The organism is Mycobacterium sp. E183, from assembly GCF_001667735.1.
Taxonomy (GTDB): domain Bacteria; phylum Actinomycetota; class Actinomycetes; order Mycobacteriales; family Mycobacteriaceae; genus Mycobacterium.
Genome location: NZ_LZJN01000129.1, coordinates 1 through 27,000, shown reverse-complemented (window position 1 = coordinate 27,000; position 27,000 = coordinate 1). Strand labels below are relative to the sequence as shown.

The 27,000-nt window shown below is 67.1% G+C and carries 24 protein-coding genes, 1 tRNA gene and 1 pseudogene; 16 read left to right on the top strand and 10 right to left on the bottom strand.

Translation table 11 applies throughout. The annotated features are described in order from the left end of the window. Positions 1 to 1,584, top strand: coding sequence for a gamma-glutamyltransferase (gene ggt / locus A5691_RS13150; RefSeq protein WP_068015054.1), 1,584 nt, complete (start codon positions 1 to 3; stop codon positions 1,582 to 1,584). On the opposite strand, the gene purD is transcribed toward ggt, so the two are convergent. Continuing rightward, complete coding sequence (gene purD, locus A5691_RS13145) at positions 1,578 to 2,849, bottom strand: phosphoribosylamine--glycine ligase (RefSeq protein WP_067779486.1); 1,272 nt, start codon at positions 2,847 to 2,849, stop codon at positions 1,578 to 1,580. The two genes, ggt and purD, sit on opposite strands and share 7 nt — an antisense overlap. A gap of 50 nt (positions 2,850 to 2,899) precedes the next feature. Continuing rightward, a complete protein-coding gene (locus tag A5691_RS13140; protein WP_067779483.1) occupies positions 2,900 to 3,331 on the bottom strand; it encodes a MarR family winged helix-turn-helix transcriptional regulator in 432 nt (143 codons plus the stop codon). A gap of 49 nt (positions 3,332 to 3,380) precedes the next feature. On the opposite strand from A5691_RS13140, the gene A5691_RS13135 reads away from it, so the two are divergent. Next, complete coding sequence (locus tag A5691_RS13135) at positions 3,381 to 4,475, top strand: aldo/keto reductase (RefSeq protein ID WP_156675497.1); 1,095 nt, start codon at positions 3,381 to 3,383, stop codon at positions 4,473 to 4,475. 7 nt (positions 4,476 to 4,482) lie between these two features. Here the strand turns inward: A5691_RS13135 and A5691_RS13130 are convergent, their stop codons facing one another. Further along, positions 4,483 to 5,691 carry a serine hydrolase domain-containing protein gene (locus tag A5691_RS13130; RefSeq protein ID WP_082950298.1) on the bottom strand — a complete coding sequence of 403 codons (1,209 nt, stop codon included), beginning with the start codon at positions 5,689 to 5,691 and terminating at the stop codon, positions 4,483 to 4,485. 153 nt (positions 5,692 to 5,844) lie between these two features. On the opposite strand from A5691_RS13130, the gene A5691_RS13125 reads away from it, so the two are divergent. Further along, entirely contained in the window at positions 5,845 to 9,156 is a 3,312-nt protein-coding gene (locus tag A5691_RS13125; RefSeq protein WP_068266632.1) for a LuxR C-terminal-related transcriptional regulator, read from the top strand. Here the strand turns inward: A5691_RS13125 and A5691_RS13120 are convergent, their stop codons facing one another. Genes A5691_RS13120 through A5691_RS13105 form a run of 4 tightly spaced genes read right to left on the bottom strand, consistent with a single transcriptional unit; the run spans position 9,157 to position 12,679 of the window. Then, the gene (locus A5691_RS13120; protein WP_068015017.1) at positions 9,157 to 9,591 is read right to left on the bottom strand and encodes a carboxymuconolactone decarboxylase family protein; all 435 of its coding nucleotides are present in this window, start codon (positions 9,589 to 9,591) and stop codon (positions 9,157 to 9,159) included. After that, entirely contained in the window at positions 9,591 to 10,448 is an 858-nt protein-coding gene (locus tag A5691_RS13115; protein ID WP_067761465.1) for an NAD(P)-dependent oxidoreductase, read from the bottom strand. Before A5691_RS13115 ends, A5691_RS13120 begins: the two co-directional genes overlap by 1 nt. Beyond that, on the bottom strand, positions 10,445 to 11,194 hold the full coding sequence (locus A5691_RS13110) for an SDR family oxidoreductase (protein WP_067761462.1): 750 nt from the start codon (positions 11,192 to 11,194) through the stop codon (positions 10,445 to 10,447). The genes A5691_RS13115 and A5691_RS13110 overlap by 4 nt, the downstream gene beginning before the upstream one ends. An 18-nt stretch (positions 11,195 to 11,212) precedes the next feature. Then, complete coding sequence (locus A5691_RS13105; protein WP_068015013.1) at positions 11,213 to 12,679, bottom strand: aldehyde dehydrogenase; 1,467 nt, start codon at positions 12,677 to 12,679, stop codon at positions 11,213 to 11,215. A 207-nt stretch (positions 12,680 to 12,886) separates the two neighbouring features. Here A5691_RS13105 and A5691_RS13100 point away from each other — a divergent pair, with 207 nt between their 5' ends. The 9 genes from A5691_RS13100 (at position 12,887) to A5691_RS13060 (ending at position 21,494) form a co-directional block, all read left to right on the top strand. Then, complete coding sequence (locus tag A5691_RS13100) at positions 12,887 to 13,525, top strand: TetR/AcrR family transcriptional regulator (protein WP_068015010.1); 639 nt, start codon at positions 12,887 to 12,889, stop codon at positions 13,523 to 13,525. Then, positions 13,522 to 14,748, top strand: a complete 1,227-nt coding sequence (locus tag A5691_RS13095) for a cytochrome P450 (protein ID WP_067761453.1) — start codon at positions 13,522 to 13,524, stop codon at positions 14,746 to 14,748. The genes A5691_RS13100 and A5691_RS13095 overlap by 4 nt, the downstream gene beginning before the upstream one ends. Then, positions 14,749 to 15,579 (top strand): SDR family oxidoreductase, encoded by an 831-nt coding sequence (locus tag A5691_RS13090; RefSeq protein ID WP_067785793.1) that lies wholly within the window; start codon positions 14,749 to 14,751, stop codon positions 15,577 to 15,579. Beyond that, the gene (locus A5691_RS13085; RefSeq protein WP_068015007.1) at positions 15,572 to 16,942 is read left to right on the top strand and encodes a cytochrome P450; all 1,371 of its coding nucleotides are present in this window, start codon (positions 15,572 to 15,574) and stop codon (positions 16,940 to 16,942) included. The genes A5691_RS13090 and A5691_RS13085 overlap by 8 nt, the downstream gene beginning before the upstream one ends. Before the next feature lie 6 nt (positions 16,943 to 16,948). Further along, positions 16,949 to 17,158 (top strand): ferredoxin, encoded by a 210-nt coding sequence (locus A5691_RS13080; protein WP_067761444.1) that lies wholly within the window; start codon positions 16,949 to 16,951, stop codon positions 17,156 to 17,158. 2 nt (positions 17,159 to 17,160) lie between these two features. Next, positions 17,161 to 17,700, top strand: a complete 540-nt coding sequence (locus A5691_RS13075) for a hypothetical protein (RefSeq protein WP_067269381.1) — start codon at positions 17,161 to 17,163, stop codon at positions 17,698 to 17,700. A gap of 153 nt (positions 17,701 to 17,853) precedes the next feature. Further along, positions 17,854 to 18,981 (top strand): NDMA-dependent alcohol dehydrogenase, encoded by a 1,128-nt coding sequence (locus A5691_RS13070; protein ID WP_067761441.1) that lies wholly within the window; start codon positions 17,854 to 17,856, stop codon positions 18,979 to 18,981. Between the two features lie 21 nt (positions 18,982 to 19,002). Further along, positions 19,003 to 21,057: an FAD-dependent oxidoreductase gene (locus tag A5691_RS13065; RefSeq protein WP_068015004.1), complete on the top strand. Its 2,055-nt coding sequence runs from the start codon at positions 19,003 to 19,005 to the stop codon at positions 21,055 to 21,057. A gap of 17 nt (positions 21,058 to 21,074) precedes the next feature. Then, on the top strand, positions 21,075 to 21,494 hold the full coding sequence (locus A5691_RS13060) for a ketosteroid isomerase family protein (protein ID WP_067761479.1): 420 nt from the start codon (positions 21,075 to 21,077) through the stop codon (positions 21,492 to 21,494). Positions 21,495 to 21,507: 13 nt separating this feature from the next. Here A5691_RS13060 and A5691_RS13055 read toward each other — a convergent pair whose 3' ends face one another. Continuing rightward, positions 21,508 to 22,164 (bottom strand): dihydrofolate reductase family protein, encoded by a 657-nt coding sequence (locus A5691_RS13055; protein WP_067785783.1) that lies wholly within the window; start codon positions 22,162 to 22,164, stop codon positions 21,508 to 21,510. Positions 22,165 to 22,315: 151 nt separating this feature from the next. On the opposite strand from A5691_RS13055, the gene A5691_RS13050 reads away from it, so the two are divergent. Further along, positions 22,316 to 22,720 (top strand): HIT family protein, encoded by a 405-nt coding sequence (locus A5691_RS13050; protein WP_067785780.1) that lies wholly within the window; start codon positions 22,316 to 22,318, stop codon positions 22,718 to 22,720. On the opposite strand, the pseudogene A5691_RS13045 reads toward A5691_RS13050, so the two are convergent. Both A5691_RS13045 and phoP read right to left on the bottom strand, forming a co-directional pair. Beyond that, positions 22,692 to 24,150 (bottom strand): annotated as a pseudogene (locus A5691_RS13045) (sensor histidine kinase). The gene A5691_RS13050 and the pseudogene A5691_RS13045 sit on opposite strands and share 29 nt — an antisense overlap. A 40-nt stretch (positions 24,151 to 24,190) precedes the next feature. Then, complete coding sequence (gene phoP, locus A5691_RS13040; protein WP_067761426.1) at positions 24,191 to 24,910, bottom strand: two-component system response regulator PhoP; 720 nt, start codon at positions 24,908 to 24,910, stop codon at positions 24,191 to 24,193. Between the two features lie 156 nt (positions 24,911 to 25,066). On the opposite strand from phoP, the gene A5691_RS13035 reads away from it, so the two are divergent. The 3 genes from A5691_RS13035 to A5691_RS13025 all read left to right on the top strand — a co-directional run bounded on the left by A5691_RS13035 (position 25,067) and on the right by A5691_RS13025 (position 26,862). Continuing rightward, positions 25,067 to 25,783, top strand: a complete 717-nt coding sequence (locus A5691_RS13035) for a hypothetical protein (protein ID WP_067891726.1) — start codon at positions 25,067 to 25,069, stop codon at positions 25,781 to 25,783. A 28-nt stretch (positions 25,784 to 25,811) separates the two neighbouring features. Continuing rightward, positions 25,812 to 25,883, top strand: a tRNA-Thr gene (locus A5691_RS13030). 211 nt (positions 25,884 to 26,094) lie between these two features. Further along, positions 26,095 to 26,862, top strand: coding sequence for a DUF4383 domain-containing protein (locus A5691_RS13025; protein ID WP_197508542.1), 768 nt, complete (start codon positions 26,095 to 26,097; stop codon positions 26,860 to 26,862). Positions 26,863 to 27,000: the final 138 nt, after the last annotated feature.

The following is a 27,000-nucleotide window of genomic DNA, read 5'->3' as shown; positions in this document are numbered from 1 at the left end:
GTGACCGCACCATTCGACTGGGATCTCCCTTACGCCTGGCCGCGAAAGCCCATCCTGGCGGAGAACGTTGTGTGCACGTCACAACCGCTGGCCGCCCAAGCGGGCCTTCGGATGCTGGCCGAGGGCGGAAGCGCGGTGGACGCGGCCGTCGCCACCGCCATCGCCCTGACGATCGTGGAGCCGGTATCCAACGGCATCGGCTCGGACGCCTTCGCCATCGTCTGGGACGGCCGGCGATTGCACGGGCTGAACGCGTCGGGCCGCTCGCCCGCGGCCTGGACCCCGGAATACTTCGGCGGCAAGGCCGTTCCGGCGCTCGGCTGGAACGCGGTGACCGTGCCCGGCGCGGTGTCGGCGTGGACGGAACTACATGACCGGTTCGGCAGGCTTCCGTTCGAAAGGCTCTTTGAGCCCGCAATCGACTACGCGCGCAAGGGTTTCCTGGTCTCGCCCACGGTTGCCGACCAGTGGGCGGCCCAAGTGCCACTCTTCGAAAAGCAGCCCGGTTTCGCCGAGGCGTTCATGCCAGCCGGGCGGGCACCGAAACCCGGCGAGGTGTTCAGGTTTCCCGAGCAGGCCGCCACGCTGGAGAAGATCGCCGCGACCAACGGTGAGGCGTTCTACCGCGGGGAGCTGGCCGAGCGACTCGAGGCGCACGCGCTTGCCAACGGCGGCGTGATGCGGACCAGCGACCTGACGGCTCACCGAGCCGACTGGGTGGGCACCATCAGCGGAACCTACCGCGGGTACACCGTTCACGAGATCCCGCCCAATGGGCAGGGCATCGTGGCGCTGATCGCGCTCGGGATCCTCCAGCACTTCGACATGTCTTCGCTGCCAGTCGATTCGGCCGAGAGTTTGCACCTGCAAATCGAAGCGCTCAAGCTGGCGTTTGCGGACGCGCAGGCATACGTCTGCGACATCGACCACATGCGGGTCCCGCCAGAGCACCTGTTGGACGCGGAGTATCTGAGGCAGCGGGCCGGCCTGATCGACCGCCGTCAGGCGAAGCCGGCGTCGGCGGGCACTCCCCGCGGCGGCACCGTGTACCTCACCGCCGCCGATGCTGCGGGGATGATGGTGTCGATGATCCAGTCGAACTACATGGGATTCGGGTCTGGGGTGGTGGTGCCGGGAACCGGCGTCTCGTTGCAGAACCGCGGAGCGGGTTTCGTTGCGGATCAAGGTCATCCGAATCAGGTCGGGCCGAATAAGCGACCCTTCCAGACGATCATCCCGGGCTTCGTCACCAAGGACGGCGCGCCGATGATGAGCTTCGGAGTGATGGGCGGGCCGATGCAGCCCCAGGGGCAGGTGCAGGTCGTGGTCCGCATCGCCGACTATGGCCAAAATCCGCAGGCGGCTTGCGACGGTCCCCGGTTTCGCTGGGTGCAGGGCATGCAGATCAGCTGCGAACCGGGATTTCCCACGTCGACCCTCGACGGATTGCGTCGCCGCGGGCACGACCTGCTCGGGGTCGACGACTACAACCAGTTCGGCAGCTGCCAGGCGATCTGGCGGCTCAACGGCGGATATCTCGCCGTCAGCGATCCCCGCCGAGACGGCCAAGCCGCGGGTTACTGAACGCTGATCTTGCCTTCAGCGGCCAGCAGCGCGATATCACCACGAAAGTGGCTGCCGGGCAGTCGAATCGACCCCATCAGCTCATACGCCTGCGCACGCGCGGCGGCAAGGTCGGGGCCGGTGCCCACCACCGACAGCACCCGACCGCCCGAGGAGACGACCTCTCCGTCGTCGCGGCGCGCCGTACCCGCGTGCAGCACTCCCTCGGTTTCCGAGCCCGCGACCACGTCGCCGACGCGGGGACGGCCGGGATAGTTCTCGGCCGCCAATACCACCGTGACGGCCGCACCCTGCTCCCAGCGCAACTCACCGAAGTCGGCGAGCTTGCCGGTACCCGCGGCGTACAGCAGCTGGCCGAGCGGTGAACCCAACAATGCCAGCACAGCCTGGGTCTCGGGATCACCGAAACGGCAGTTGAATTCGACCACCGCCGGTCCCTTGCCGGTGATCGCCAGCCCGACGTACAGCAAACCGCAGAATGGGCAGCCCCGCCGAACCATCTCAGCCGCAACGGGTTCGACGATGTTGGTGACGATGTCGCGGTACAGGTCGTCGGGAAGCCACGGCACCGGCGCATAGGCACCCATGCCGCCGGTGTTGGGGCCGGTGTCGCCGTCGCCGACACGCTTGAAGTCCTGCGCGGGCAGCAGCGGCACCACGGTTTCACCGTCGACGACGCAGAACAGCGACACCTCGGGCCCGTCCAGGAACGACTCGAGCAGCACCGGGTGCCCCGCCTCGAGCAGCCCGGCGGCGTGCGCGCGCGCGACACCGCGATCCGCGGTCACCACGACGCCCTTGCCGGCGGCCAGCCGGTCGTCCTTGACCACCCAGGCCGGGTCGCCCGCAGGAGGCCCGAACCGGTCCAGTGCGGCATCCAAATGGGCGGGGCTGTCAACGGTTTCGCTGGTCGCGGTGCGCACGCCGGCAGCGGCCATGACCTCCTTGGCGAACGCCTTGGACCCTTCGATGCGCGCGGCGTCCTTACTGGGCCCGAAGCAGACGATGCCGGCCGTTCGCAGGGCGTCGGCCACGCCCAACACCAGCGGGACCTCCGGGCCGATGACCACCAGGTCGGCCCGGACCTCCCGCGCCAGGGCGACGACGTCGGAACCCGACGTGATGTCCACGTCGTGCTGCTCGGCGACCCGGGCGGTGCCGGCGTTGCCGGGGGCGACAAACAGCTCCGTGACCTGCGGGTCTTTCCGAAGCGCCAGCAGCAGCGCATGCTCACGGGCACCCGAACCGATCACCAGGACTCGCACGACACGTCAGACTAGCCGGGGCAAACGCCAAACGCCTACGGCACCCGCGTTCACAGAATCTTTTCGAGCAGATTTTTGAGGTCTTTCCGCTGCGCGACGGTGAGGCGTCCGAGACGCTTGTCGAACTCCGCGGACAGCAGCGCCAGCCCGTCCGTGGCGGCTTTGCGCCCGGCCGGGGTGAGTAAGAGCCGATGGCGCCGCAGGTCGCTGGCGTCGATCTGGCGCCGCACGAAGCCCGCGGCCTCAAGCCGTTTGAGGTAAACCGTGATCGTCGCCTTGGGCATGCTCAACGCCGCAGCGAGTTCGGCCGGATAGGGGTGCTCGTCGATCTCCGCAAGCAGGAAGAGCTCCTTGGATTCGAGCCCCAGCGCGCAGATGTCGGCCTCGGCGCACGAGATGACCGACAGCAGCACCCGATAGTTCAACGACCAGATCTTGGCCGCGTCGACCGCTGGCACCGACTTGCCAGATCGTTCAGACATAAACTAGTTTAGGAATGAACAAACACATAATCGAACAATTTACCAGAAAGTGGCCACCATGCCTCTGGATCAGTACGTGACACTCGGACGCTCCGGCCTGCGCGTCAGCCCCCTGTGTCTGGGCGCCATGACATTCGGCGAGGACCTCGGCTGGGGCACCAGTGTCGAGGAGTCTCAACAGATCATCGATCGATACACCGACCTCGGTGGCAACTTCATCGACACGGCCAACTTCTACACCCGAAGCCACTCCGAGAAGATCATCGGTGACCACATCGGGCGCGACGCCTGTCGCCGCGATCGCCTGGTGATCGCGACCAAGTTCAGCGGCAACCTGTATCCGGGAGATCCCAACGGCGGCGGCTCGGGCCGCAAGTCGCTGATCAACGCCTGCGAAAACTCGCTGCGGCGTCTGCAAACCGACTACATCGACCTGTACTGGCTGCACATCTGGGATGCCAACACACCCATCGACGAGACGATGGCGGCACTCGACGATCTCGTCCGCGCCGGCAAGGTCCGCTACATCGGCGTCTCGGACACCCCGGCGTGGAAGATCGCCCAGGCCAACCTCATCGCCCGGTTCCGCGGCTGGTCGAGCTTCGTCGGCCTGCAGGTCGAGTACTCACTGCTGGAGCGCTCCATCGAACAGGAACTGGTTCCGATGGCGTCCGAATTCGGCCTCGGCATCACACCGTGGTCGCCGCTCAAGGGCGGCGCGCTGAGCGGCAAGTACACCCGGGCCAGCGCCGGCCGGCAGGACTCCGGCCGCGGCGCGATGGTCGACGCCTTCCTCGACGACAAGACCTACGCCGTTGTCGACGAACTCGAGCTCATCGCCAAGGCCCACCAGACGAGCGTCGCCAGCGTGGCGCTGGCCTGGGTGCGCGCGCAGCCTGGCGTCTCGTCCGTCATCATCGGGGCGCGCAGGCTCTCGCAGCTCAACGACAACGTCCTCGCCGTCGACGTGGGCCTCGGCGCCGACGAACTGGCGCGGCTCGACGAGCTGACCAAGCCGAAGTTCGGGTTTCCGAACAACATGCTGGAGATGGCGCCGGGCATTCTCAACGGCGGGACGTCGGTCAACGGCGTCTCCGGACCGATTTCCGAGTACGTGATGCCCGAAGGCGGGCGGCCATACTGATTGACCGTCAGCCGAGTGCCTCATAGATCAGCCGGGTGTATTTCCGCGTCCGATCGGTTCCGCCCGATGTGACTTGTCCCATCTTGTTCATCACATAGGCGAACGTGGTGCGGCGGTCGACGTTCATCACCACCATGGAGCCGCCCCAACCGCCCCAGTAGCAGGTCCTCTCGTCGGGGATGTCGGGCACCGCCTCCGGATGGGGGAGGGCAAACCCGATGCCCCACCGTGCCGGCATGGCCAGCACCAGATCGGTGCGGTTGGCCTGCTCCTCGAAGATCAGGTCGATGGTGTCGGATCGCAGGAACCGTACGCCATTGATCGTGCCGCCCAACGAAATCGGGGACAGGGCGCGGACCAGCGAACGCGCGTTGGCGTGTCCGTTGGCCGATCCGATCTCCGCTCGGCGCCACGCCGTCGTCTCGGCTGCCAGCGCGGTCTCCGCGGCGGGCGGGATCGCGGCGAACGTCTTATACATCGGATGGTCATGGGGGACCGCGTCGAGCGGCACGTCCAGCGGAGGCGGCGGGACCAGTTCGGCGATTCTGTGGTCGTCTTCGGGCCGGGCGCCGATCTGCAGGTCAGCGCCGAGCGGCTCGGCGATCTCCTGTCGCACAAAGTGTTTCAGAGTCATGCCGGTGGTTCGGCGGACCAGTTCGCCGACGAGGTGCCCAATGGTCACCGCGTGGTATCCCGACGCGGTGCCGGGTGGCCACCACGGCGCCTGGCCGGCAAGCTGAGAAGTGGCTTTTCCCCAGTCGTAGACGTCCTCCAGGGCGAAGGGGGGCTCCCAGCCGGACATCCCGGAGGTGTGGCTGAGGATGTGGCGCACCTCGATGTCCTGCTTGCCGTTCGCGGCGAACTCGGGCCAGTACTTTGCGACCGGGGCGAACGGGTCGAGCAGGCCGCGGTCGATCAGCATCAGCGCCGCCAGCGCGGTCACGTTCTTGGTGCTGGAAAAAACGTTGACGATGGTGTTTTCCGACCATTCGCGGGTTCTGGCCCTGTCGGCATGCCCGCCCCAGATGTCCACGACGACGTCGCCGCCGACATCGATGGCGATCGCGGCGCCGAGTTCGCCGCCGGTGCTGACTTCGTCGGCCAGCGCGGCGACGAGATCCTCGAAACGGCTGTCGTAGTGGCCGTGCAGCACGCCCGTCGTGAAGTTGGCGTCGATCGAGTCGCGGTTGCCGGCAAGACCGGTCTGGCTGTTCATCTGTACCTCCTTGAGTCCGAGGAACCAAGTGTGCGATGACGGCCGGCGAAGAACATTGGTCAAGGCGCGTAGATCCTCCGCGGACGCGGCCGAGCGGACGTATAGGCCATTCTGCTGATGTTTGCCGCGTCTGATCGACGCACGCTGGCTAACATGACTGAGACCGAGCGGTGCGCGGACACGCTGCGTTTGAACTGGAGCGATTTGGGGTTGAGCGAGCTCCCGACGGGAACCGTGACGTTGCTGCTGGCCGACGTCGAGGGCTCGACGCGGTTATGGCAGACCCAGCCCGATGAAATGCGCGCCGCCGTCACGCGGCTGGACCAGGCGGTGTCGGACCTGGTGACCGAGCACAACGGGGTCCGCCCGGTCGAACAGGGTGAGGGCGACAGCTTCGTGGTCGCCTTCGCCCGGGCGAGCGACGCGGCCGGGTTTGCGCTCGGTCTGCAACTGACGGCACTTGCGCCGATCCATCTGCGAATCGGACTGCATACCGGCGAGGTCCAACTGCGCGACGAGGCAAATTACATCGGACCGACGATAAACCGCGCCGCGCGGCTGCGCGACCTGGCTCACGGCGGCCAGACGGTCCTATCGGCCACGACAAGCGACCTGCTCGCCGACGGGCTGCCTCCCGACGCGTGGATGCTTGAGCTGGGCACCCACCCGCTGCGGGATCTGCCGCGGCCCGAACGGGTGACGCAGCTTTGTCACGCCGACCTCCGCAACGACTTTCCGCCGCTCCGCTCGACGAAACACACAGGGCGCTTGAATCTTCCGCCGCAATTCACCAGTTTCGTCGGCCGCGGCGCCGAGGTCGAGGCCGTGCGACGGATCATCACCGACGGAAGGTTGGTGACGCTCACGGGCGCCGGCGGCGTGGGAAAGACCCGGCTGGCGGTGCAGATTGCGGACCGGCTCGATGACGATTTCGAAGACGGGGTGTGGTACGTCGACCTGGCGCCCATCGCCGATTCCGGCGTTGTCCCGGTCACGGTGACGCGAGCGTTGGGGCTGCCCGACCAGGCGGGGCGTTCGACAATCGACACGCTCACACGTTTCGTAGCCGGCCGGCGCATGCTCGTCCTCCTCGACAATTGCGAGCACCTGATCGACGCCTGCGCCTCGCTCTCGGTCGCGCTGTTGGCGGCTTGCCCGGGCGTGACCATCCTCGCGACAAGCCGTGAACCGCTGCGGGTGGCCGGCGAGGTCGCGTGGGCGGTGCCCTCACTGACCCTGGCTGACGAGGCGGTGACCCTCTTTTCCGACCGCGCCCGCCACGTCCGGCCCGATTTTACTGTGACCAAGGATAATTCGGAAACGGTCATCGAGATCTGCCGGCGTCTCGATGGAATCCCGCTGGCGATAGAGCTGGCCGCCGCGCGGGTTCGGGCACTGTCGTTGGAGCAGATTCTCGACAGCTTGCGCAACCGCTTTCGGCTCCTGACCGGCGGTTCGCGAACAGCCGTACGCCGCCAGCAGACGTTGCGGGCCTCGGTCGACTGGTCGCACGCGCTACTGACCGAACCCGAACGAGTCCTGTTCCGCCGCGTCGCAGTGTTCATGGGCGGTTTCGATCTCGATGCGGCCCAGGAGGTTTGCGGCGAAAGTGACGTCGAGCGGTATCAGACACTCGACCAGCTCACACTGTTGATCGAAAAGTCCCTCGTGGTGGCCGAGGATACGCACTGCGGCGCGCGTTACCGAATGCTGGAGACGATTCGCCAGTACGCCCTGGAGAAGCTCGGCGAGTCCGGTGAGGCCGACGCCGTGCGCGGTCGCCACCGCGACCACTACGTTGCGCTGGCAGCAGAGCTCGACGTGCCGGGGCGCACCGCTCATCAGAGCCGCATCGAGCAGGCCGCCATCGAGATGGACAACCTGCGCGCGGCATTCGCGTGGTGCCGGGAAAACGCCGAGATCTCGCAGGCGTTGCGGCTAGCCTCGGTCTTACAACCGCTTTGGACCACTCGCGGCCGTTTGCGGGAGGGCACAGCCTGGTTCGACGTGGCGCTGGCGGACGCGACCGCGCACGACGTGGAGGTGCCGCTCCCCGTCCGCGCCCGGGCGCTCGCGGACAAAGCGATACTCGAGGGCGCGCAGACCATCCACGACAACATGGACATGGCGTTGGAAGCTCTGGCGCTCGCCCGTGAGATCGACGACCCGGCGTTGGTGGTTCGCGCGCTTGCAGGTTGCGGAATCATCGCCGCCTACGATGCGGCCGTTGCCGGCTCGTACTTCGACGAAGCGCTCGGCCTCGCTCGCACCGTGGGAGATGACTGGAGTTTGAACCAGATCCTCGCGTTCCAGGCCTTCGCGGCCGTCACGGGCAAGGGGGATCCGGTCGCGGCACGCGCGGCCGGTGAAGAAGGCCGTGACATCGCTGACGCGATCGGCGACGGCTACGCCTCTCGCGGGTGCCGGTGGTGTATCGGTTTGGCGCAGTGGTGGGAGGGAGATCTGGTGGGCGCCATTGCACAATTCCGGGCGCTGGTTGCCGAGTCGGACACGGCCCACGACGAAACGTGGAAGATGGCCAGCCTCGTCAGCCTGGGCCACATGCTCGCCTACACCGGTGACACGAGCGCGGCGCGGGTGGCCGCGAATGCAGCCGTTGAAGCCGCCACAGACCTCGGACCCTTCAACCAGGGCTACGCGTACGCCGCGCTGGCCGTCGCGATGGTCGCCGCGGGGGATGTGGACGCATCGGCCCGCGCCGGCGAGGCGGCATGGCAGCGGCTGAAGGTCCAGCCTGAACTCGCTGTCGTCAACGTCATTCCGCTGGCGGAAATCTCGCTCGCACAGGGGGATCTGACATCGGCGCGCCGCTGCGCCGTCGACGCCGTTGCCGTCGCCCCGGGGGTTCATCGGGTGCTCGCCCTGGTGAAGCGTGCGCGGGTCGCGATCGCCCAACGAGACTGGGAGCAAGCGGAACGCGACGCCCACGGCGCGCTTGCCGGAGCGGTCGACCACAAGGCGTACTTCGTCCTTCCTGACGTCATGGAATGCCTGGCCACCCTCGCGGTGGGCGCAGGCGCGAACCGAGAAGCCGCGCGGCTGTTGGGAGCGGCAACCTCAGAACGAGAACGAACCGGGCATGTGCGATTCAAGATTCACGACGCCGCACATGACGCCGCCGTCGCGGCCCTGCGCGACGCGTTGGGAGACGACGAATTCCACCGGGCTCGGGCCGAAGGAGAGGCCCTGTCCACGGAGGAAGCGATCGCCTATGCGCGGCGCGGCCGCGGTGAACGCAAGCGACCCGCAACGGGCTGGGCGTCACTGACCCCCGCGGAGATCAACGTGGTCAGGCTGGTCAGCGAGGGACTGCAGAACAAGGACATCGCCGCACGCCTTTTCGTCTCGGCGCGCACCGTGCAGGCACATCTCAGCCACGTCTATTCGAAGCTCGGCATCAGCTCGAGAGTCCAGCTGGCACAGGAGGCTTCGCGGCACGCCTAGTCAGTCCTTGTCGCCGGAGTGCATCTTCAACGCGGCGTCCACGTTGGCCTTCTTGTCCTCCCCCGCCCCTTTGGCCGCGGCCTTCCTGCGCTTGGCGACGACGGCGTCGACGGCGCCGTTGAGCGCGGAACCCAGCGGGAACCCGAGATAGTGGGTGAGGAAGACGGCCATCTCCTTCAACTCGGCTTCGGTGAGCTCCCCGTTGAGCAGCGCGGCGTTGATCTGAATCTCGGCCAGGTCGCGGTTTCCGACAGCGGTCACGGCGGTCAATGTCATGATGCGCTTGTCGCGCATCGACAATCCCGGTCGCGTCCAGATGCTGCCGAACAGGTGGTCGACGGTCAGGTCAAAATACGCGTCGCCCTCGATGTTGGGCATTTCCCAGCCGTAAACCTCGTTCATCTTCTCGAGGCCCTTGCGGCGAAGTTCGTCCATCACGCCTCTTTCTCTGTGTGTGGCAGCCCGAGGCCAGCCGCCAGCCCCTCGTACGCCAGCCTGGCCAGGGGCAGGTCGACCGACACCGCCTCGCCCAACGCCAACGCCAGGCTCAGGTCCTTTTCCCCCAGACCACGGGTGTGCATGAACGGCTGATACAGAAAGTGTTCCGGCCGAAGGTCATTCATGTCGTCGCGGACCATGATCGCGCCCGGCCCGCCGGTGAGGGCATCGGTGTGCCGCACCACCCGGCCCAGCGCCTGCAGATCCAGGCCCGCGGCCTCGGCCAGGTTCATGGCCTCACACGCCGCGACGTACGACGTGAACGTCAACATGTTGCGGGCCAGCTTCATTCGCGTCCCCGCGCCCGGCTCGCCGGCGTGGATGACGACCGTCGCCCAGTGCTTGAACGCCGGCTTGATCCGCTCGTACACCTCGCGATCGGCCCCGACCATCGTCGCCAGCTCGCCTTTCGCGGCGGCGGCCGTACCGCCGCTGACGGGTGCGTCCACGACGTGAATGCCCTGCGGTCTGAGTTCGGCCGCCAGTTCCGCGGCCGTGGTGTCGCAGATGGTCGAGTGGATCGCGATTACCGTGCCAGCCTTGGCGTGGGCCGCCAGCTCGGCGACGACCTCACGTACCTGGTCGTCGTTGAGCACGGTGACGTGGACGATGTCGGCGGACGCGACGTCGGCGACACTGTCGGCCAGGCCGGCGCCCTTCTCCGCCAGCGGTGTCATCGCATCCGTCCGGATGTCGTAAACCGTCACCCCGCCCGGCCACTCGGTCATCTTTGTGGCCATCGGGGTGCCCATGTTGCCCAGACCGATGTAACCCAGCTTGTAGTGATCACTCATGACCGGATGATCTGCCCGCCGTCGACGTTGAAGATCTGCCCCGTGATCCACGATGCCTCGTCGGACAGCAGGAAGAGGCACATCCCGACCAGATCCTCGGGAGTTCCCATGCGTGACAGGGGAAGACCCTTGACGATGTCGGCGACCATCTCCTGCGGGGTGGTCGTCCGATTCGCCTCGGTGTCGATGGGGCCGGGCGCAATCGCGTTGATCCGGATGTTCTGGCCGCCCAGCTCGCGGGAGAGCTGTTGCGTCAGACCGTTCACCCCGGCCTTGGCCAGGCCGTAGTAGTTCGAGTACAACCACGCCGCCGTGGACGACTGGTTCACGATCGCCCCACCGCCGCGCTTGGCCATCTTCTTGTAGACGGCGCGCGTGCACCACAACGCGCCGTCGAGGTTGACGCTCATGAACTTCTTGTAGTACTCGGGGTCGATGGTGAGCAGGAAGTCCAGCTTCATGCCGCCGAAGATCGCCGCGTTGTTGACCAGGTAGTCGATGCCCCCGAATTCCGCCAGCGTGCGATCCGCCATCGCCTTGGCCGACGCCGGGTCGGACACGTCGACCGGGATGCTGATCGCCGTGCCGCCGTCGGCGGAGATCTGCTTGGCCACCCCCTCGGCCGCCTCCGCATTGATGTCGGCGACTACCACCGCCGCGCCCTCGCGCGCGAGCGCCTCGGCGTAGGCCTGGCCGATGCCGCCGCCGGACCCGGTGACGATGCCGACCTTGTTCTCAAACCGCATGCTGTCTAGCTCCTCTGGTCAGATCGCCGTCGCGATGGTCTTCAGTTCCAGGTATTCCTCGAAACCGGCCAGACCCATCTCGCGACCGTTTCCGGACTGCTTGTAGCCGCCGAAGGGCGCGTCGGCCGAGTACCACACCCCGCCATTGACATTGATGGTGCCCGCGCGGACCCGCGCGGCGACCCGCGCCGCCCTATCCGGGTCGGCGCCGAATACGGTGCCCGACAACCCATATGGCGAATCGTTGGCAATGCGGACGGCGTCGTCGTCGCCGTCGTGTGGAATCACCGTCAGGACGGGCCCGAAGATCTCCTCGCGTGCGCAGCGCGCGTCGTTGCCCAGTCCCGCGATCACCGTGGGCTCAATGAAGAAGCCGACTTCGAGGTCGGCCGGCCGGCCGCCACCGCAGGCGAACGTCCCGCCCTCGGCGATGGCCGAGTCGAGGTAGCCCTGGATCCGGTCCCGCTGGCGCGCCGAAATCACTGGACCGCAGATGGTTCCGGGATCGGTGGGGTCACCCGCCTTGATGCCACCCATTGTGGCGGCCGCGATGGCGACGGCCTCGTCATACTTCGCGCGCGGCACCACCAACCGGGTGGTGATCGCGCACCCCTGCCCGGCGTGCATGCACACCGAGAATCCGGCCATCCCCACCGCGCCACTCAAGTCGGCGTCGTCGAGGACGATGAACGCCGACTTGCCGCCCAGCTCGAGGAACACCTTCTTGATGGTCGCGGCGCCGTCGGCCATCACGCTGCGGCCCGTGGCGGTCGACCCGGTGAACGAAACCATGTCCACCCGAGGGTCTTTGGCCAGCAGCGCACCAACGCCGTGGTCGCTGGACGTCACGATGTTGATCACACCGGGTGGAAAGTCGGTGTGGTCGGCGATGAGTTCCCCGAGCACGGCGGCACACCAAGGGGTGTCGGGCGCCGGCTTCAGGACGACGGTATTACCGGCGGCCAGCGCGGGCCCGATCTTGGCGAGGTTGATCTGATGGGGGAAATTCCACGGGGTGATGGCTCCGACGACGCCGACGGCCTCACGGGCGATGGTGCGGCGAGTGGGGATACCCATCGGCGACGCATCGCCGAGATCCTGGTTGTACTCGTAGGATTCGGCGGTGTCGGCCGCGAACGCGAGATCGTTGACCGGACCCTCCAGCTGGGCGATGCTCGTGAGCATTCGCGGCGCGCCGACCTCGGCAATGGTCAGGTCGCGCAGCTCTTCGAGGTGCTGCTGCATCGCCGCGCGCAGCTGCCGCACGCACCGCACCCTCAGTTCGGTGTCGCGCGACCAGTCCGTCTCGTCAAAGGCGCGCCGAGCGGCGTCGATGGCACGGGCCATGTCGTCGGCGTCGGCGTCGGCCGCCGCCCCCAGGACTTCCTCGGTCGCCGGATTGATCGTCGGGAAAGTGCCGGCGCTGCCGGGCGACATCTTGCCGTCGATGAAAAGTGTGCTCACGCCGTCGGCCAGCAAGGCCATCTCCCGCTCCCGTCTGTGCGGCAATCGCGCATGCGAACCAAGTGGACAGTTGTCCGATATCGTCCGATCGAACCATAGCTGCCGCGCCATCCACGGTGCAAGGGCCGATCTCGATGCCGGCGGTTGCCGGGCGAAAAATGCCACATTAACGGGCATCTTTGCCGATCAGGCTTGCTTCCGGTCTCGTCCGTCCGATAGCTTGGACATGTGTCCAGCGATGCACTGGTGACGATCACGTCTCAGGCCGAACACCAGAGCGGTCCGCCGGCGCGCAACCGCCGCCAAGAGGAGACGTTCCGCAAGGTGCTGGCGGCCGGCATCGAGACGCTGCGGGAGAAGTCGTACGCGGACCTCACGGTCCGCGCGGTCGCGGCTCGCGCCAAGGTCGCCCCCGCCACCGCCTACACGTACTTCTCTTCGAAGAACCACCTGATCGCCGAGGTCTACCTCGACCTGGTGCGGCAGGTCCCCTATTTCACCGACGTCAACGAACCGATGCCCAACCGGGTCGAGCAGGTGTTGCGCCACCTGGCCCTGGTGGTCGCCGACGAACCCGAGGTCAGCGCCGCATGCACGACTGCGTTGCTCAGCGGCGGCGCAGAGCCCGCGGTGGCCGCCGCGCGCGACCGGATCGGCGCGGAGATCCACCGCAGAATCACGTCCGCCATGGGCCCCGACGCCGATCCCACCGCCGTTTCCGCGCTGGAGATGTCGTTCTTCGGGGCGCTGGTGCAGGCCGGCAGCGGCGAATTCACCTACCGCGAGATCGCCGACCGGCTGGCCTACGTGGTGCGGCTGATTCTCACCGGCGCCGGAGAGACGAGCCAGGAGACGAGCACCGAATGACCGTTCATGTTGGCGACCACGAGCTGGTCCTCGATCCCTACGACTACGACTTCCACGAAGATCCGTATCCGTACTACAAGCGGCTGCGCGACGAGGCGCCGCTGTATCGCAACGACGAGCTGAAGTTCTGGGCGCTGTCGCGGCACCAAGATGTGCTGCAGGGGTTCCGCAACAGCACCACGCTGTCCAACAAGTACGGCGTCTCGCTGGATCCGGCGTCGCGCGGCCCGCACGCGTCCAAGACGATGTCCTTTCTGGCGATGGACGACCCCGCGCATCTGCGGCTGCGGACGCTCGTTTCGAAAGGGTTCACCCCCAGGCGGATTCGGGAGCTGGAGCCGAGTGTCACCGAGATCGCGACCCGACACCTGGACACCATGCTGGAAAAGGCCAGGTCTTCAGCGGACGGCACGGTCGACTACGTCGACGAGTTCGCCGGAAAGCTGCCCATGGACGTCATCTCCGAGTTGATGGGCGTTCCCGAGCCGGATCGAGTTCAGGTCCGGGCCTGGGCCGACGGCGTGATGCACCGCGACGAGGGTGTCACCGACGTGCCGCCGGAGGCGGTCGAGGCCTCCATCAACCTGATCGTCTACTACCAGGGCATGGTGGCCGAGCGGCGCAAGAAATTGACGAACGACCTGACCTCGGCGCTGCTGGAGGCCGAGATCGACGGCGACCGCCTCACCGACGACGAAGTGCTCGGCTTCATGTTCTTGATGGTGATCGCCGGAAATGAGACCACCACCAAACTGCTTGCGAATGCGGCCTTTTGGGGGCACAAGAACCCGGATCAACTGACTCCGGTCTATGCCGACCCTGCACTGGTGCCGCAGTGGGTCGAGGAGACCCTGCGCTACGACACCTCCAGCCAGATCCTGGCCCGCACCGTGTCCGGGGAGCTCACCCTCTACGACACCACCATCCCCGAGGGCGACGTCCTGCTGCTGTTGCCCGGTTCGGGCCACCGCGACGAGCGGGTCTTCGACAACCCCGACGACTATCTGATCGGGCGCGAAATCGGGCCCAAACTCTTGAGTTTCGGCAGTGGCGCACATTTCTGCCTGGGCGCGCATCTGGCGCGGATGGAAGCCCGGGTCGCGCTCACCGAGTTGTTCAAGCGAATCCGCGGATATGAGGTGGACGAGGCCAACGCCGTCCGCGTCCACTCCAGCAACGTCCGCGGATTCGCTCACCTACCGATGACCGTGGAGGTCCGCTGAATGCCCCGCTTCGACCCCCTGCCCGAACGACGGCCGGCGATCGTGGCCGGCGCCTCGTCCGGTATCGGAGAGGCCACCGCCATCGAGCTCGCGGCGCATGGCTTTCCGGTCGCCCTCGGTGCCCGGCGCGTAGAGAAACTCAACGACATCGTCGGCAAGATAAACGCCGAAGGCGGCGAGGCGGTCGGATTCCATCTGGACGTCACGGACCCCAACTCAGTGAAATCCTTTGTCGCACAGTCTGTCGACGCGCTCGGGCCCATCGAAGTGCTGGTGGCCGGCGCGGGCGACACCTACTTCGGCAAGCTCGCCGAGATCGCAGGCGACGAATTCGAGTCACAGCTGCAGATCCATCTGGTCGGCGCGTTCCGGTTGGCCTCCACCGTCCTTCCGGGCATGTTGGAGCGGCAGCGCGGCGACTTGATCTTCGTCGGCTCCGACGTCGCCCTGCGCCAGCGGCCGCACATGGGCGCCTATGGGGCCGCCAAGGCCGCGCTCGTCGCCATGGTCACCAACTTCCAGATGGAGCTCGAGGGCACCGGCGTGCGGGCTTCGATCGTGCACCCCGGACCGACGAAGACGTCGATGGGCTGGAGCCTGCCGGCCGAGAAGATCGGCCCCGCCCTGGAGGACTGGGCCAAGTGGGGCCAGGCCCGTCACGACTACTTCCTGCGGGCGGCGGACCTGGCGCGCGCCATCACGTTTGTCGCCGAGACCCCGCGCGGTGGCTTCATCGCCAACATGGAGCTTCAGCCCGAAGCCCCGTTGGCCGACAAGAAGGATCGCCAGAAGCTCGCACTGGGCGAAGAAGGGATGCCAGGACATGGCTGATGCAACTACGGCGAACACCGCTATCGTGCCCCGCGTTTCCGGCGGCGAGGAAGAGCACGGTCACCTCGAGGAATTCCGCACGGACCCAATCGGTTTGATGAAGCGGGTGCGGGAAGAGTGCGGCGATGTGGGCTGGTTCCAGCTGGTCGACAAGCACGTGATCCTGCTTTCCGGTGCCGGCGCCAACGAGTTCTTCTTCCGCTCGGCCGACGAGGATCTGGACCAGGCGGCGGCGTACCCGTTCATGGCGCCGATCTTCGGCAAGGGCGTGGTGTTCGACGCCAGCCCGGAGCGGCGCAAGGAGATGCTGCACAACTCGGCGCTGCGCGGCGAGCAGATGAAGGGCCACGCCGCCACCATCGAGGCGCAGGTCAAGGGGATGATCGCCGATTGGGGCGACGAGGGTGAGATCGAGCTGCTCGACTTCTTCTCCGAGCTGACCATCTACACCTCGACGGCCTGCCTGATCGGCGTCAAGTTCCGCAACCAGCTTGACCACCGCTTCGCGGAGTACTACCACGAGCTGGAACGCGGCACCGACCCGTTGTGTTACGTCGACCCCTACCTGCCGATCGAAAGCTTCAAGCGGCGTGACGAAGCCCGCGTCAAACTCGTTGCGCTGGTGCAGGAGATCATGAACCAGCGACTGGCCAACCCGCCGAAGGACAAGGCCGACCGCGACATGCTCGACGTGCTGGTGTCGATCAAGGACGAGGAGGGCAAACCGCGCTTCTCGGCCGACGAGGTGACCGGGATGTTCATCTCGCTGATGTTCGCGGGGCACCACACCAGTTCCGGAACTTCCGCGTGGACGCTGATCGAGCTGATCCGCCACCCCGAGGTCTACGCCGAGGTGCTGGCCGAGCTCGAGGAGCTGTACGCCGACGGGCAAGAGGTGAGTTTCCATGCACTGCGGTCGATTCCGAAACTGGACAACGTGGTCAAGGAGACCCTGCGGCTGCACCCGCCACTGATCATCCTGATGCGCGTGGCGCAGGGCGAGTTCGAGGTGCAGGGCTTCCCGATTCACAAGGGGGACTTCGTCGCGGCGTCCCCCGCGATTTCGAACCGGATTCCCGAGGACTTCCCCGACCCGGACGCGTTCAACCCCGACCGCTACAACAAGCCCGAGCAGGCCGACATCGTCAACCGTTGGACCTGGATTCCGTTCGGCGCCGGCCGGCATCGCTGTGTGGGCGCCGCTTTCGCCCAGATGCAGATCAAAGCGATCTTCTCGGTTCTCCTTCGCGAGTACGAGTTCGAAATGGCACAGCCGGCCGACAGCTATCACAACGACCACTCCAAGATGGTCGTCCAGCTCGCCCGCCCGGCGAAGGTGCGCTACCGCAAGCGGAAAGCCTGACCACTCATGGGTTTTCGAATCGAAGCGGATCTGGATCTCTGCCAGGGGCATGCCATGTGCGAACTGGAGGCACCGGACTACTTCCGGGTGCCCAAACGGGGCAAGGTCGAGATCCTTGATCCCGAACCGCCCGAGGACGCCCGCGACGAAGTCGAACGCGCGGTCGAGATGTGCCCAACGCATGCACTGTTCATCAAAGAAGACAAGGGAGACTGACGATGGCGTCACGTGAGGAACTCGAGACATGGGTCGATCGCTGGCTGCAGGCCAACAAGGACTGCGAGAAGGCCGGTGACTGGCGGCCGTTGGCCGACTTCTACGCCCAGGACGCCACGTACGGCTGGAACATCGGCCCCAAGGAAGACGTGATGTGCGTCGGCGTCGACGAGATCCGCGACATCGCCCTCGGTCTCGAGATGGAAGGCCTGGAGAACTGGGTGTACGAGTACCAGAAGGTCCTCATCGACGAGAAGCAGGGCGAGATCGTCGGCTTCTGGAAGCAGATCGTCAACAAGTCGGACGGCACCCAGGACGAGATCTACGGCATCGGCGGCAGCTGGTTTCGCCTCAACGCCGACAATCTCATCGAGTGGCAGCGAGACTTCTTCGACTTCGGCCACGTCGCGAAGATGTTCGCGACCCTGATCGAGTCGGGCGACCTCAGCACCGGCATGCAGAAGCGGATCGAGCGCAGCATCGCCGGCGAGAAGCTGCCCGGCTACTACCCGCTCGGCCAGGCGCCGGTTCCGATCTGGTGACCGCGGACCGAGGACGGACCAACCAAGCATTTGATTTGTTGCACGCGCTATGCTGACGCGACAAGGGTGCTGTGGCGCCCGTCACCAAGCTGTCCGGCACAACGGGCCGGACAGCGCTGATCGATTCAAAGGCGAAATGGGGTCAGGACCATCGTGAAGACAAAAGGCGCACTGATCTGGGAGTTCAACCAGCCCTGGTCCATCGAGGAAATCGAGATCGGCGACCCGCAAGCGCACGAGGTCAAGATCCAGATGGAAGCGGCCGGCATGTGCCACTCCGATCACCACCTCGTCACCGGCGGAATCCCGATGGCCGGCTTCCCGGTGCTGGGCGGGCATGAGGGTGCCGGCATCGTCACCGAGGTCGGCCCAGGCGTCGAAGACATCGCCCCGGGTGACCACGTGGTGCTGTCGTTCATCCCGTCCTGCGGGCAATGCGCGACCTGCCAGGCCGGCATGCGCAACCTGTGCGACCTGGGAGCCGGCCTGCTCGGCGGTGCCGCGGTCTCCGACGGCACGTTCCGCATCCAAGCGCGTGGCCAGAACGTCTTCCCCATGACGCTGCTGGGCACCTTCTCGCCGTACATGGTGGTGCACCGCAGCTCCGTGGTGAAGATCGACCCGTCCGTACCGTTCGAGGTGGCCGCGCTGGTCGGCTGCGGCGTCACCACCGGTTACGGCTCGGCGGTCCGCACCGCCGACATCCGGCCGGGCCAGGACGTCGCCATCGTGGGCGTCGGCGGGGTCGGCATGGCCGCGCTGCAGGGCGCCGTGAACGCCGGTGCGCGCTACATCTTCGCGATCGACCCGGTCGAATGGAAGCGCGATCAGGCGCTGAAATTCGGCGCCACGCACGTCTATCCCGACATCAACGCCGCGCTGATGGGCATCATGGAGGTCACTTACGGCCTGATGGCCCACAAGGTCGTTGTCACGGTCGGCGAACTGCACGGTGCCGACATCGACAACTACCTCAACATCACCCAGAAGGGCGGCACCTGCGTGCTGACCGCCATCGGCAGCCTGCTGGACACCAACGTCAACCTGAACCTGGCCATGCTCACCCTGATGCAGAAGAACCTGCAGGGCACCATCTTCGGTGGCGGCAACCCGCAGTACGACATCCCGCAGCTGCTGTCGATGTACCAGGCCGGCAAGCTGAACCTGGACGACATGGTGACCACCCAGTACCGCCTCGAGCAGATCAACGAGGGCTACCAGGACATGCTGGACGGCAAGAACATTCGCGGCGTCATCCGGTACACGGACGCCGACCGGTAACTCCCAGCCGCTGAGTCGCAAGTGACCGGGTTCGGTCACCTGATGGCGCCGGGCCGAATCGGCGCCATGACGGTGCGCAACCGCGTCGTCATGTCTCCGATGGAGACCATGTACGGCACTCCCGATGGGCTGCCGTCGGAGCGTACCCGCGACTACTTCGCCGCCCGCGCCAAGGGCGGCGTCGGCCTGATCACGCTGGGCGCCACCGGGATCGACCACCACCACCCCGAGACGCCCGGCGGACTGCACCTGGCCACCGACGAGGCCGTCGACGCACACCGGGCCCTGGTGGAGGTCGTGCACCAACACGGCGCCATGATCCAGCCCCAGATCGTGCACGCCGGTCCCGACGGCCTGGGACCCGAGATCTTCGGGGTCACGTCGTTGGGACCGTCGGTGATTCCGTCCTACCTCACCGGGCGCCCGTCGGCCGAGATCAGCAAGCAACAGCTGTGCGCCGTACTCGATCTGTTCAAGGCCGCGGCTCGGCGGGCCGTCGAGGCCGGCTACGACGGCATCGAGCTGCACGCCGCGCACGGCTACATGCTGCTGGGCTCCTTCCTTGCCCCGCAACGCAATCGGCGCACCGACGACTATCGTGGCGATTCGGCGCGCGGTCGGGCGCGGGTTGTGCTGGAGGCGCTGGCCGCGATCCGCTCCGAGATCGGTACCGCCCTGCCGATCACGTTGCGCGTCTCCGGCTACGAACGGGTCGCGGGTGGGCGGCCCATCTTCGAGACGGCGCAATTGGCACCGGAGTTCGTGACGGCCGGTGTGGACGCGTTCCACGTGAGCGGCGGTGTCATCGATCGTTTGGTGACCGGAATGGTCAACGGCGCCGACGACGGGGACGAGCTGAACGTCGGGGCCGCGGCCGCCGTCAAGCAGGTGGTCGACGTGCCGGTGATCGCCGTCGGCCGCATCCACGACCCGGCCCGCGCCGAACGGATCCTGGCCGACGGGCGCGCCGATTTCATCGCCATGGGGCGTCCCCTGTTGGCCGATCCCGACCTGCCGCGCAAGGTGCGCGACGGGCAGGCACACCGGGTCCGCAGGTGCATCTCGTGCGAAAACTGCATCGACGCAATGGAACAGCGTTTCTCGGTCGACTGTGCCGTCAATCCGCGTACCGGCAAAGAACGTGAATTGGCCGCGGCTCCGGTGGCGCGCGCCAAGCGCGTGGTGGTGGTCGGCGGCGGGCCGGCCGGGCTGGAGGCCGCGCGGGTCGCCGCCCAACGCGGTCACCGCGTCACGCTTTTCGAACGCGGCGCCGCGCTGGGCGGGGCGCTGCGCTGGGCGTCGGTCCTGCATCCGGAGAACCAGCCGTTCCTGCGCTACCTGCGCGACGAGATCGACCTCAGCGGCGCGGAAGTCCGCTTGGGCCGGGCGGTTTCGACTCAGGACGTCGTCGACACCGACCCGGACGCGGTGGTCGTGGCCACCGGGGGCCGGGTGGCCGTGCCGGCGATCCCGGGGTCCGACCTGCCGCACGTGTATAGCGGACCCGGATTGCGCGAATTGCTCGGCGGCCAAGCCCGATCGGGCGCACCGACCTGGCAGCGGCTGGGGGCTGCCGCGCTCGGCGGCTGGCGGCAACGGCTCCTGCGGCCCGGCGCGGTTCGGCTGGCCAGTCGCGCCTGGATGCCGTTCGGGCGCCGGGTCGTCATCGTCGGCGGTGACCTGGTCGCCCTGGAGCTGGCCGAATTCCTGGCGAGCCGGGGCCGGTTGGTGTCGATGCTCGAATCCGGCAGGAACATCGCCCCGGAAGTGGGCAACAAACGCAGGACTGAGCACATGGATCGCCTCGACCGGCTCGGCGTCACCGTGCATGTCCGGGCGACCGTGGAACGGATCGCCGGCGACGCGGTGCTGTTCACGCCCGCGGGGGGCACCAGCCGGCGGTTGCAGGCCGACAGCGTCGTGCTGGCCGGAACGGTCGAACCCGACACCACTTTGTTCGACGCGCTGGTCGCCGCCCTGCCCGGCGCCCAGGTGCAGGCTGCCGGTGACTGCACCGGGCTGGGACTGATCCGCAAGGCAACCGAGGAAGGCGCACGCGCGGCGTGCGCAATCTAGTGATAGGAGAGATGATCATGACCCAAACCGCTCAATCCCCCGCGCTAGCCGCGTCGCAGTCGTCGTGGCGCTGCGCGCAAGGCAAAGACCGGGACGGCTGGCTAGCGCTGATGACCGACGACGTCGTCATCGAGGATCCGATCGGCAAGTCCGTCACCAACCCCGATGGCACCGGCGTGCGCGGCAAGGCCGCCGTCGGCGAGTTCTTCGACAACAACATCGCCAAGAATCAGCTGACCATCACGTGCGAAGAGACTTTCCCGTCCAGCTCTCCCGATGAGATCGCTCATATCCTGGTGCTACAGAGCAAGTTTGAGGGCGGTCTCACCAGCAGGGTCCGCGGCGTGTTCACCTATAAGGTCAACGAGGCGGGGCTGATCACCAACATGCGCGGGTACTGGAACCTCGATGTCATGGAGTTCGGCCAGGAGGGATGATGCCACCGCGTGGTCAGCGGCGCCTGAAGATCAGGTGCGTGACGCCGCTGGGACTGCTCACCGACTCCACCGTGAATCGCTGCTGGAAGTCCTCAAGCCCCTCCCACAACGACTCCCCCCGCCCCAAGATGATGGGCACCAGCACAACGTGAAGGTGGTCGACGAGGTCCGCGGCGATGAATTCGCGGACGGTCGAAGGTCCCCCACCGAGGCGGATATCCAGATCCCCCGCCGCGTTACGGGCCAGCTGGATAGCTTGCTCCGGACCGGCGTCGACGAAGTGAAAGGTGGTGCCGCCGTCCATCTCGATCGGCGGCCGGGGATGGTGGGTGAGCACGAACACCGGGGTGTGAAATGGCGGCTCGGCGCCCCACCAGCCTTTCCACTCCTCACCGCCCGGCTGGCCCGTCCACGGGCCCCGCTGCGGCCCGAACTTGTTGCGCCCCATGATTTCCGCACCGATGCCCGGCCACCATTGGCCGGCCAGCGCGTCGTCGACACCGGTAGTGCCACCCGATTCGCCGTGCATCGCCCGAAAGGTGCGCGTCCGGAAGAACCACTCGTGTAAGCGGCCGCCGGCATGCCCGAAAGGCGCATCGAGGCTTTGGCCACTGCCAGTGGCATAGCCGTCGAGGGAAACCGAGAAGTTGTGCACGCGCACCTGTGACATGGTCGAACTCCTTGGGGATTGGCGGGTCGATGGTCCTTTCCTGGACTGACCGTCAGCGCGCGTCCAACTCATCGCCCGGATTGCCTTCACAGTCGTGCCGTGAGGCCGACCACGGCCATGGCGAAAACTTCGGCGCCCCTATGCTGGGGCCATGGCGTCGATCTTCACCAAGATCATCAACCGTGAACTTCCCGGCCGCTTTGTCTACGAGGACGACGACGTGGTCGCGTTCCTGACGATCGAGCCCATGACCCAGGGCCACACGCTGGTGGTACCGCGGGCCGAAATCGATCAGTGGCAAGACGTCGACGGCGCGACCTTCGGCCGGATCATGGCCGTGAGTCAGCTCATCGGCAAGGCCGTGTGCAAGGCCTTCCGGACCGAGCGCGCGGGGGTGATCATCGCCGGGCTCGAGGTGCCCCATCTGCACGTCCACGTCTTTCCCACCCGCCGCCTGAGCGACTTCGGGTTCGCCAACGTCGACCGCAATCCGTCACCGGAGTCCATGGACGAGGCCCAAGCCAAGATCAAGGCGGCGCTGGCTCAATTGGCGTGAACCGGCTCCTGGGCCGGCACCTCGCTGACGCGGGGCAGAGTGACGCGGAAACAGCAGCCCTCCCCTGGCGAGGTCGTCACCTTGACGTGGCCACCGTGCGCACGCACGAGTGAGTCGACGATCGACAGCCCCAACCCGGTACCACCGCTGGCGCGTGCCCGCGACGAATCGGTGCGATAGAACCGCTCGAAGACCCGTGATGCGTCCTGCTCGGTCATGCCGGGTCCCTTGTCGGCCACTTCCAGCACCGCGTCGGCGCCCTTGGTGCCGACCCGGACGGTGACGTCGGCGTTCTCCGGAGTGTGCTGCAAGGCGTTGGCGACCAGGTTGCTGAGCACCTGCCGGATCCGCGGTTCGTCGCCGAGCACCTCCGGGGTGCCGGGGCCGTCGAGCACCTCCATGGTGATGGCGCGTTTCGGGTCCATCGCCTGCGCGTCGTGGACCGCGTCGCTGGCCAGCGCGAGCAAGTCGACCCGGTTGTGCTCGAGCGGCCGCTGCACATCGAGGCGGGCCAGCAGCAGCAGGTCGTCGACCAGCAGACCCATTCGGCTGGCTTCACTTTCGATCCGGGACAGCAACATGGCGACATCGCGTGCGGCGCCCTGGCGATACAGCTCGGCGAAGCCCCGGATGGTCGTCAGCGGGGTCCGCAGCTCGTGACTGGCGTCGGTGATGAACCGTCGCATCCGCTCCTCGGATCCGCGGGCCTTTTCGGCCGACGACTCCGACGACGCGAGCGCCTGCTGGATCTGCGCGAGCATCCCGTTCAGGGCGAGCGACAGCCGGCCCACCTCGGTGCGCGGATCACGTTCGGGCACACGGCGATCCAGCTGGCCGGCGGCGATCGCCGCGGCCGTCCGCTCGACTTCGGACAGCGGCCGCAGGCTGCGCTGCACCACCGCGAAGCCGGCGATGCCGACCACGACCAGCACCGCGACCCCGATTCCGATCTGCAGCCAGACGAGGGAGCTGACCGTGTTTTGGACGTCGGACAGGTCGATCGCGACGGTCGTCAGGCCGTGCGGGCCGCGCACCGAGACCGCGCGCCACTGGATGTCGGACCCATTGACCGACGGCAGCGTCGTCGGGTTGGGGCCCACGTCGTTGTTGGCCGGCAGCGCCGGTTCGGCGTTGCGGTCGTTGATGGCGGTGTACGGCGTGCCGTCGGTGCCGATGCCGCGCACATAGAACTTCGACGGCGGCCGGGCGGGGTCCGGGCCCTCGTAGGGCGGCGGCGATTGCCGCCGCGGGGCCTGCGCCCAGCCCCGGGACGCGTCGAGCAGGGTCTGATCGATCCGGCTGACCAGGCTGTGCCGCAGGATCGACGTGACCGCGATGCCCGAGACCGCCAGGCCGCAGGCCACCAGGACCAGGGTGGCGGCGACCAGCCCTACCCGGAGCGGCAACTCACGTCGATGCTGTGTGGCCATGTGCGTGATTCCTCGCTAGCGCCGGGGACCGAGCCCGGGCTCAGCGCGGTTCCCGCAGCACATAACCGACTCCGCGCAACGTGTGCAGGAGCCGCTTCTCGCCGGTGTCGATCTTGCGCCGCAGGTAAGACACGTAGGACTCGACGACATTGACGTCACCTCCGAAGTCGTATCGCCAGACGTGATCGAGGATCTTGGGCTTGCTCAGGACGGTGCCCGCGTTGATGACAAAGTAACGCAGCAGCGTGAATTCGGTCGGCGAGAGCGAGACCGGTTCGCCGGCCTTCCACACTTCGTGGGTTTCTTCGTCGAGTTCGATGTCGGCGAACGTCAGGCGGGCGCTGCGGGGCTCTGCGCCGCCCTTGCCGGCCCGCCGGAGGATGACCCGCAGCCGGGCGACCACCTCTTCCAGGCTGAACGGCTTGGTCACGTAGTCGTCGCCGCCGAGGGTGAGGCCGGCGATCTTGTCCTGCAACGAATCCCGGGCCGTGAGGAACAATGCCGGGGCGTCGATCCCGTCGGCGCGCAGACGCCGCAGGACCCCGAACCCGTCCATGCCGGGCATCATCACGTCGAGGATCACCGCGTCGGGACGGGCTTCGCGCGCCCGATCCAGCGCCTGGGCTCCGTTGGTCGCGGTGTGGACCTCGAAACCCTGGAACTTGAGGCTGACCGAGAGCAACTCGACGATGTTGGCCTCGTCGTCGACCACGAGGACGCGAGCCTCCGGTTTCGTTTCGTTTGGGGATGCCGCGGTCATCAGGTTCTTCGCCCCTTAGTTGAACGTTTCCTACGTAAATGTTGTGTGATTGCTGGGAGCTCAGTGCCAACACTCTGATAATAGTCTGCCAGGAATCGGCGCATCGGCTTGGACCTGCGCCGGATGACGCCGCCGCGTCGCGAATAGACTCGTGGAATGAACTTCGCCGCACGGATCGTCGCGACCGCGACCGCCCCGGCACGCGTCGGACTCGCCGCCGCCGACGCCAGCCTGACCGTCGCGAGCGCGGCGGTGGGTGTGGCGAAGCGGGCGTTGGGCGACGGCGGCACCGCCGGATCGGCCGCCATGACATCGATGTGGGGGCTCGACGACGCGATCGTCCGCGCCAACCGGCTCGCCCGGCTGCTGGACGACGACGCGCCCCTTGGGCGGGCGGTGGCGCCGGACGGGCCGATCGACCGGTTGCTGCGCCCTGGCGGGGTGGTCGACATGCTGACGTCGGAGGGCGGTCTGCTCGACCGCCTGACCGCGGAGGGCGGCGGGTTGCACCGCACGCTGCAGCCCGGCGGGCTGGCCGACCAGCTCGTCGCCGAGGGCGGGTTGATCGAGCGGCTGCTGGCCGAGGATGGCCTGGCCGATCGGCTGCTCAGCGAGGGCGGCCTGGTCGACAAACTGACGGCGAAGAATGGACCGCTGGACCAGCTCACGGACGTCGCCGACACCCTGGCGAGGTTGACGCCCGGGATGGAAGCGCTGGAGCCCGCGATCGCCACGCTGCAGGACGCCGTCGTCGCGCTGACCATGGTGGTCAATCCGCTGAGCAACATCGCGGACCGCATTCCACTGCCGGGCCGCCGGCGTCCCGCGTCCCGGTCGGTGCGCTCCACGCGTGTGATCGACAGCGGCGAGTGACCGTTTAGGCTTGGACCGGTTTGATCCCGCCTCCTTAGCTCAGTGGTAGAGCACTCGCCTTGTAAGCGAGCGGTCGTCAGTTCAATCCTGACAGGGGGCTCCGCGCGCCGCCTCGCGCGTCGGTTATCTGGCCACCTCGCGGCCAATGGCCCCTTGAGTAGAACCGGGCGCAATGGGTAGCCGATGTCGTAGCGATTGTTGTTCAGGCTGGAGGTCGCGCGATGCCGGTTACGGCGGGGCCAGTCCCGGGGGCGACGTCGGGGTTGCGCAGGGTCCCGATGGACCCGGGGCGTTTCCACAGCGGGCGCTGGATGCTGCTCGCCGAGGGCGTGCTGGTGTCCGCGTTCGGCATCGCCGGGTTGGTGTCGGCTGCGCTGCATCCGCACGCCGGCCCGACCGGTGCCCCGGTTCTCGGCCTGGCATCGACGCCCGCGCAAAGCGGCATACTGCTGGCGCTCGGGGTGGCGGGCATTCTGGCCGTCGGCAGTCGCCGCACCGCGGTAACCGTCACCGCGGGGAGCGCGGTGGCCTACACGCTATTGCTGTTTTTCAGCAGCGTCGCAACCGCGCGCGCGATTCCGACGCCCCTGGGGTTCCACGCCGCTGACATTGTCCTGCACGGTGTCCTGGCGGCGGTGAACTTCGCCCTGCTGATGTGGCTGATTCCCGACGAGCTGGGAGACGAGGTATGGGCGCCGCGGCGGCGCCGTGACCGCGATGGGGGCCACGCCGACCAGGCGGATCGCAAGCCCGAGGCCGCATCGCCCTCGGTGCGGGCGAACGCTTCGAGGATAAGAGCCCGGCAAGGAGCGTCCCAACGTTCGTCGCCGCGGACGGAAGCAACCCGCCCACCGTCGACCGTCCCGCCGGCCGACGTTCCGGTGACACGTCGCGATCCGCCCCAGCAATCAGGGAGCCAAGCAACGACTAAGTCCGTGGCCCCTCATGTCGAAAACTCCACCCGGTCGAACCAGTTCGTTGCTCGGGCGACGGGTCCAGCCCCATCCCGCGGCGTTGTGCCGGTGGTGGTGGCCTTGGCTGCCGCCGTCGGCGTCATCGTGTGGTTACGCCGCCGCTGAAGCTGCCTGGGTGAGACCGGGAGCTGTCAGATTCCCGCGCAGATGTGGACGAACGGGATCGGCGCGCAAATGCTGGCCGAGATGTATGGCCTGGGGCCGTAATAACCACCCCAAGAGGGGGGGGGCGGGGGGGGTGGC

What these genes read in the sequence shown, in the direction of transcription:
- A5691_RS13140 (WP_067779483.1), bottom strand. Translation starts at nt 3,331, where the DNA reads ATGTCTGAACGATCTGGCAAGTCGGTGCCAGCGGTCGACGCGGCCAAG.
- A5691_RS13130 (WP_082950298.1), bottom strand. Translation starts at nt 5,691, where the DNA reads ATGAACAGCCAGACCGGTCTTGCCGGCAACCGCGACTCGATCGACGCC.
- A5691_RS13125 (WP_068266632.1), top strand. Translation starts at nt 5,845, where the DNA reads ATGACTGAGACCGAGCGGTGCGCGGACACGCTGCGTTTGAACTGGAGC.
- A5691_RS13120 (WP_068015017.1), bottom strand. Translation starts at nt 9,591, where the DNA reads ATGGACGAACTTCGCCGCAAGGGCCTCGAGAAGATGAACGAGGTTTAC.
- A5691_RS13115 (WP_067761465.1), bottom strand. Translation starts at nt 10,448, where the DNA reads ATGAGTGATCACTACAAGCTGGGTTACATCGGTCTGGGCAACATGGGC.
- A5691_RS13110 (WP_067761462.1), bottom strand. Translation starts at nt 11,194, where the DNA reads ATGCGGTTTGAGAACAAGGTCGGCATCGTCACCGGGTCCGGCGGCGGC.
- A5691_RS13105 (WP_068015013.1), bottom strand. Translation starts at nt 12,679, where the DNA reads ATGGCCTTGCTGGCCGACGGCGTGAGCACACTTTTCATCGACGGCAAG.
- A5691_RS13095 (WP_067761453.1), top strand. Translation starts at nt 13,522, where the DNA reads ATGACCGTTCATGTTGGCGACCACGAGCTGGTCCTCGATCCCTACGAC.
- A5691_RS13090 (WP_067785793.1), top strand. Translation starts at nt 14,749, where the DNA reads ATGCCCCGCTTCGACCCCCTGCCCGAACGACGGCCGGCGATCGTGGCC.
- A5691_RS13085 (WP_068015007.1), top strand. Translation starts at nt 15,572, where the DNA reads ATGGCTGATGCAACTACGGCGAACACCGCTATCGTGCCCCGCGTTTCC.
- A5691_RS13080 (WP_067761444.1), top strand. Translation starts at nt 16,949, where the DNA reads ATGGGTTTTCGAATCGAAGCGGATCTGGATCTCTGCCAGGGGCATGCC.
- A5691_RS13075 (WP_067269381.1), top strand. Translation starts at nt 17,161, where the DNA reads ATGGCGTCACGTGAGGAACTCGAGACATGGGTCGATCGCTGGCTGCAG.
- A5691_RS13060 (WP_067761479.1), top strand. Translation starts at nt 21,075, where the DNA reads ATGACCCAAACCGCTCAATCCCCCGCGCTAGCCGCGTCGCAGTCGTCG.
- A5691_RS13055 (WP_067785783.1), bottom strand. Translation starts at nt 22,164, where the DNA reads ATGTCACAGGTGCGCGTGCACAACTTCTCGGTTTCCCTCGACGGCTAT.
- A5691_RS13050 (WP_067785780.1), top strand. Translation starts at nt 22,316, where the DNA reads ATGGCGTCGATCTTCACCAAGATCATCAACCGTGAACTTCCCGGCCGC.
- phoP (WP_067761426.1), bottom strand. Translation starts at nt 24,910, where the DNA reads ATGACCGCGGCATCCCCAAACGAAACGAAACCGGAGGCTCGCGTCCTC.
- A5691_RS13035 (WP_067891726.1), top strand. Translation starts at nt 25,067, where the DNA reads ATGAACTTCGCCGCACGGATCGTCGCGACCGCGACCGCCCCGGCACGC.
- A5691_RS13025 (WP_197508542.1), top strand. Translation starts at nt 26,095, where the DNA reads ATGCTGCTCGCCGAGGGCGTGCTGGTGTCCGCGTTCGGCATCGCCGGG.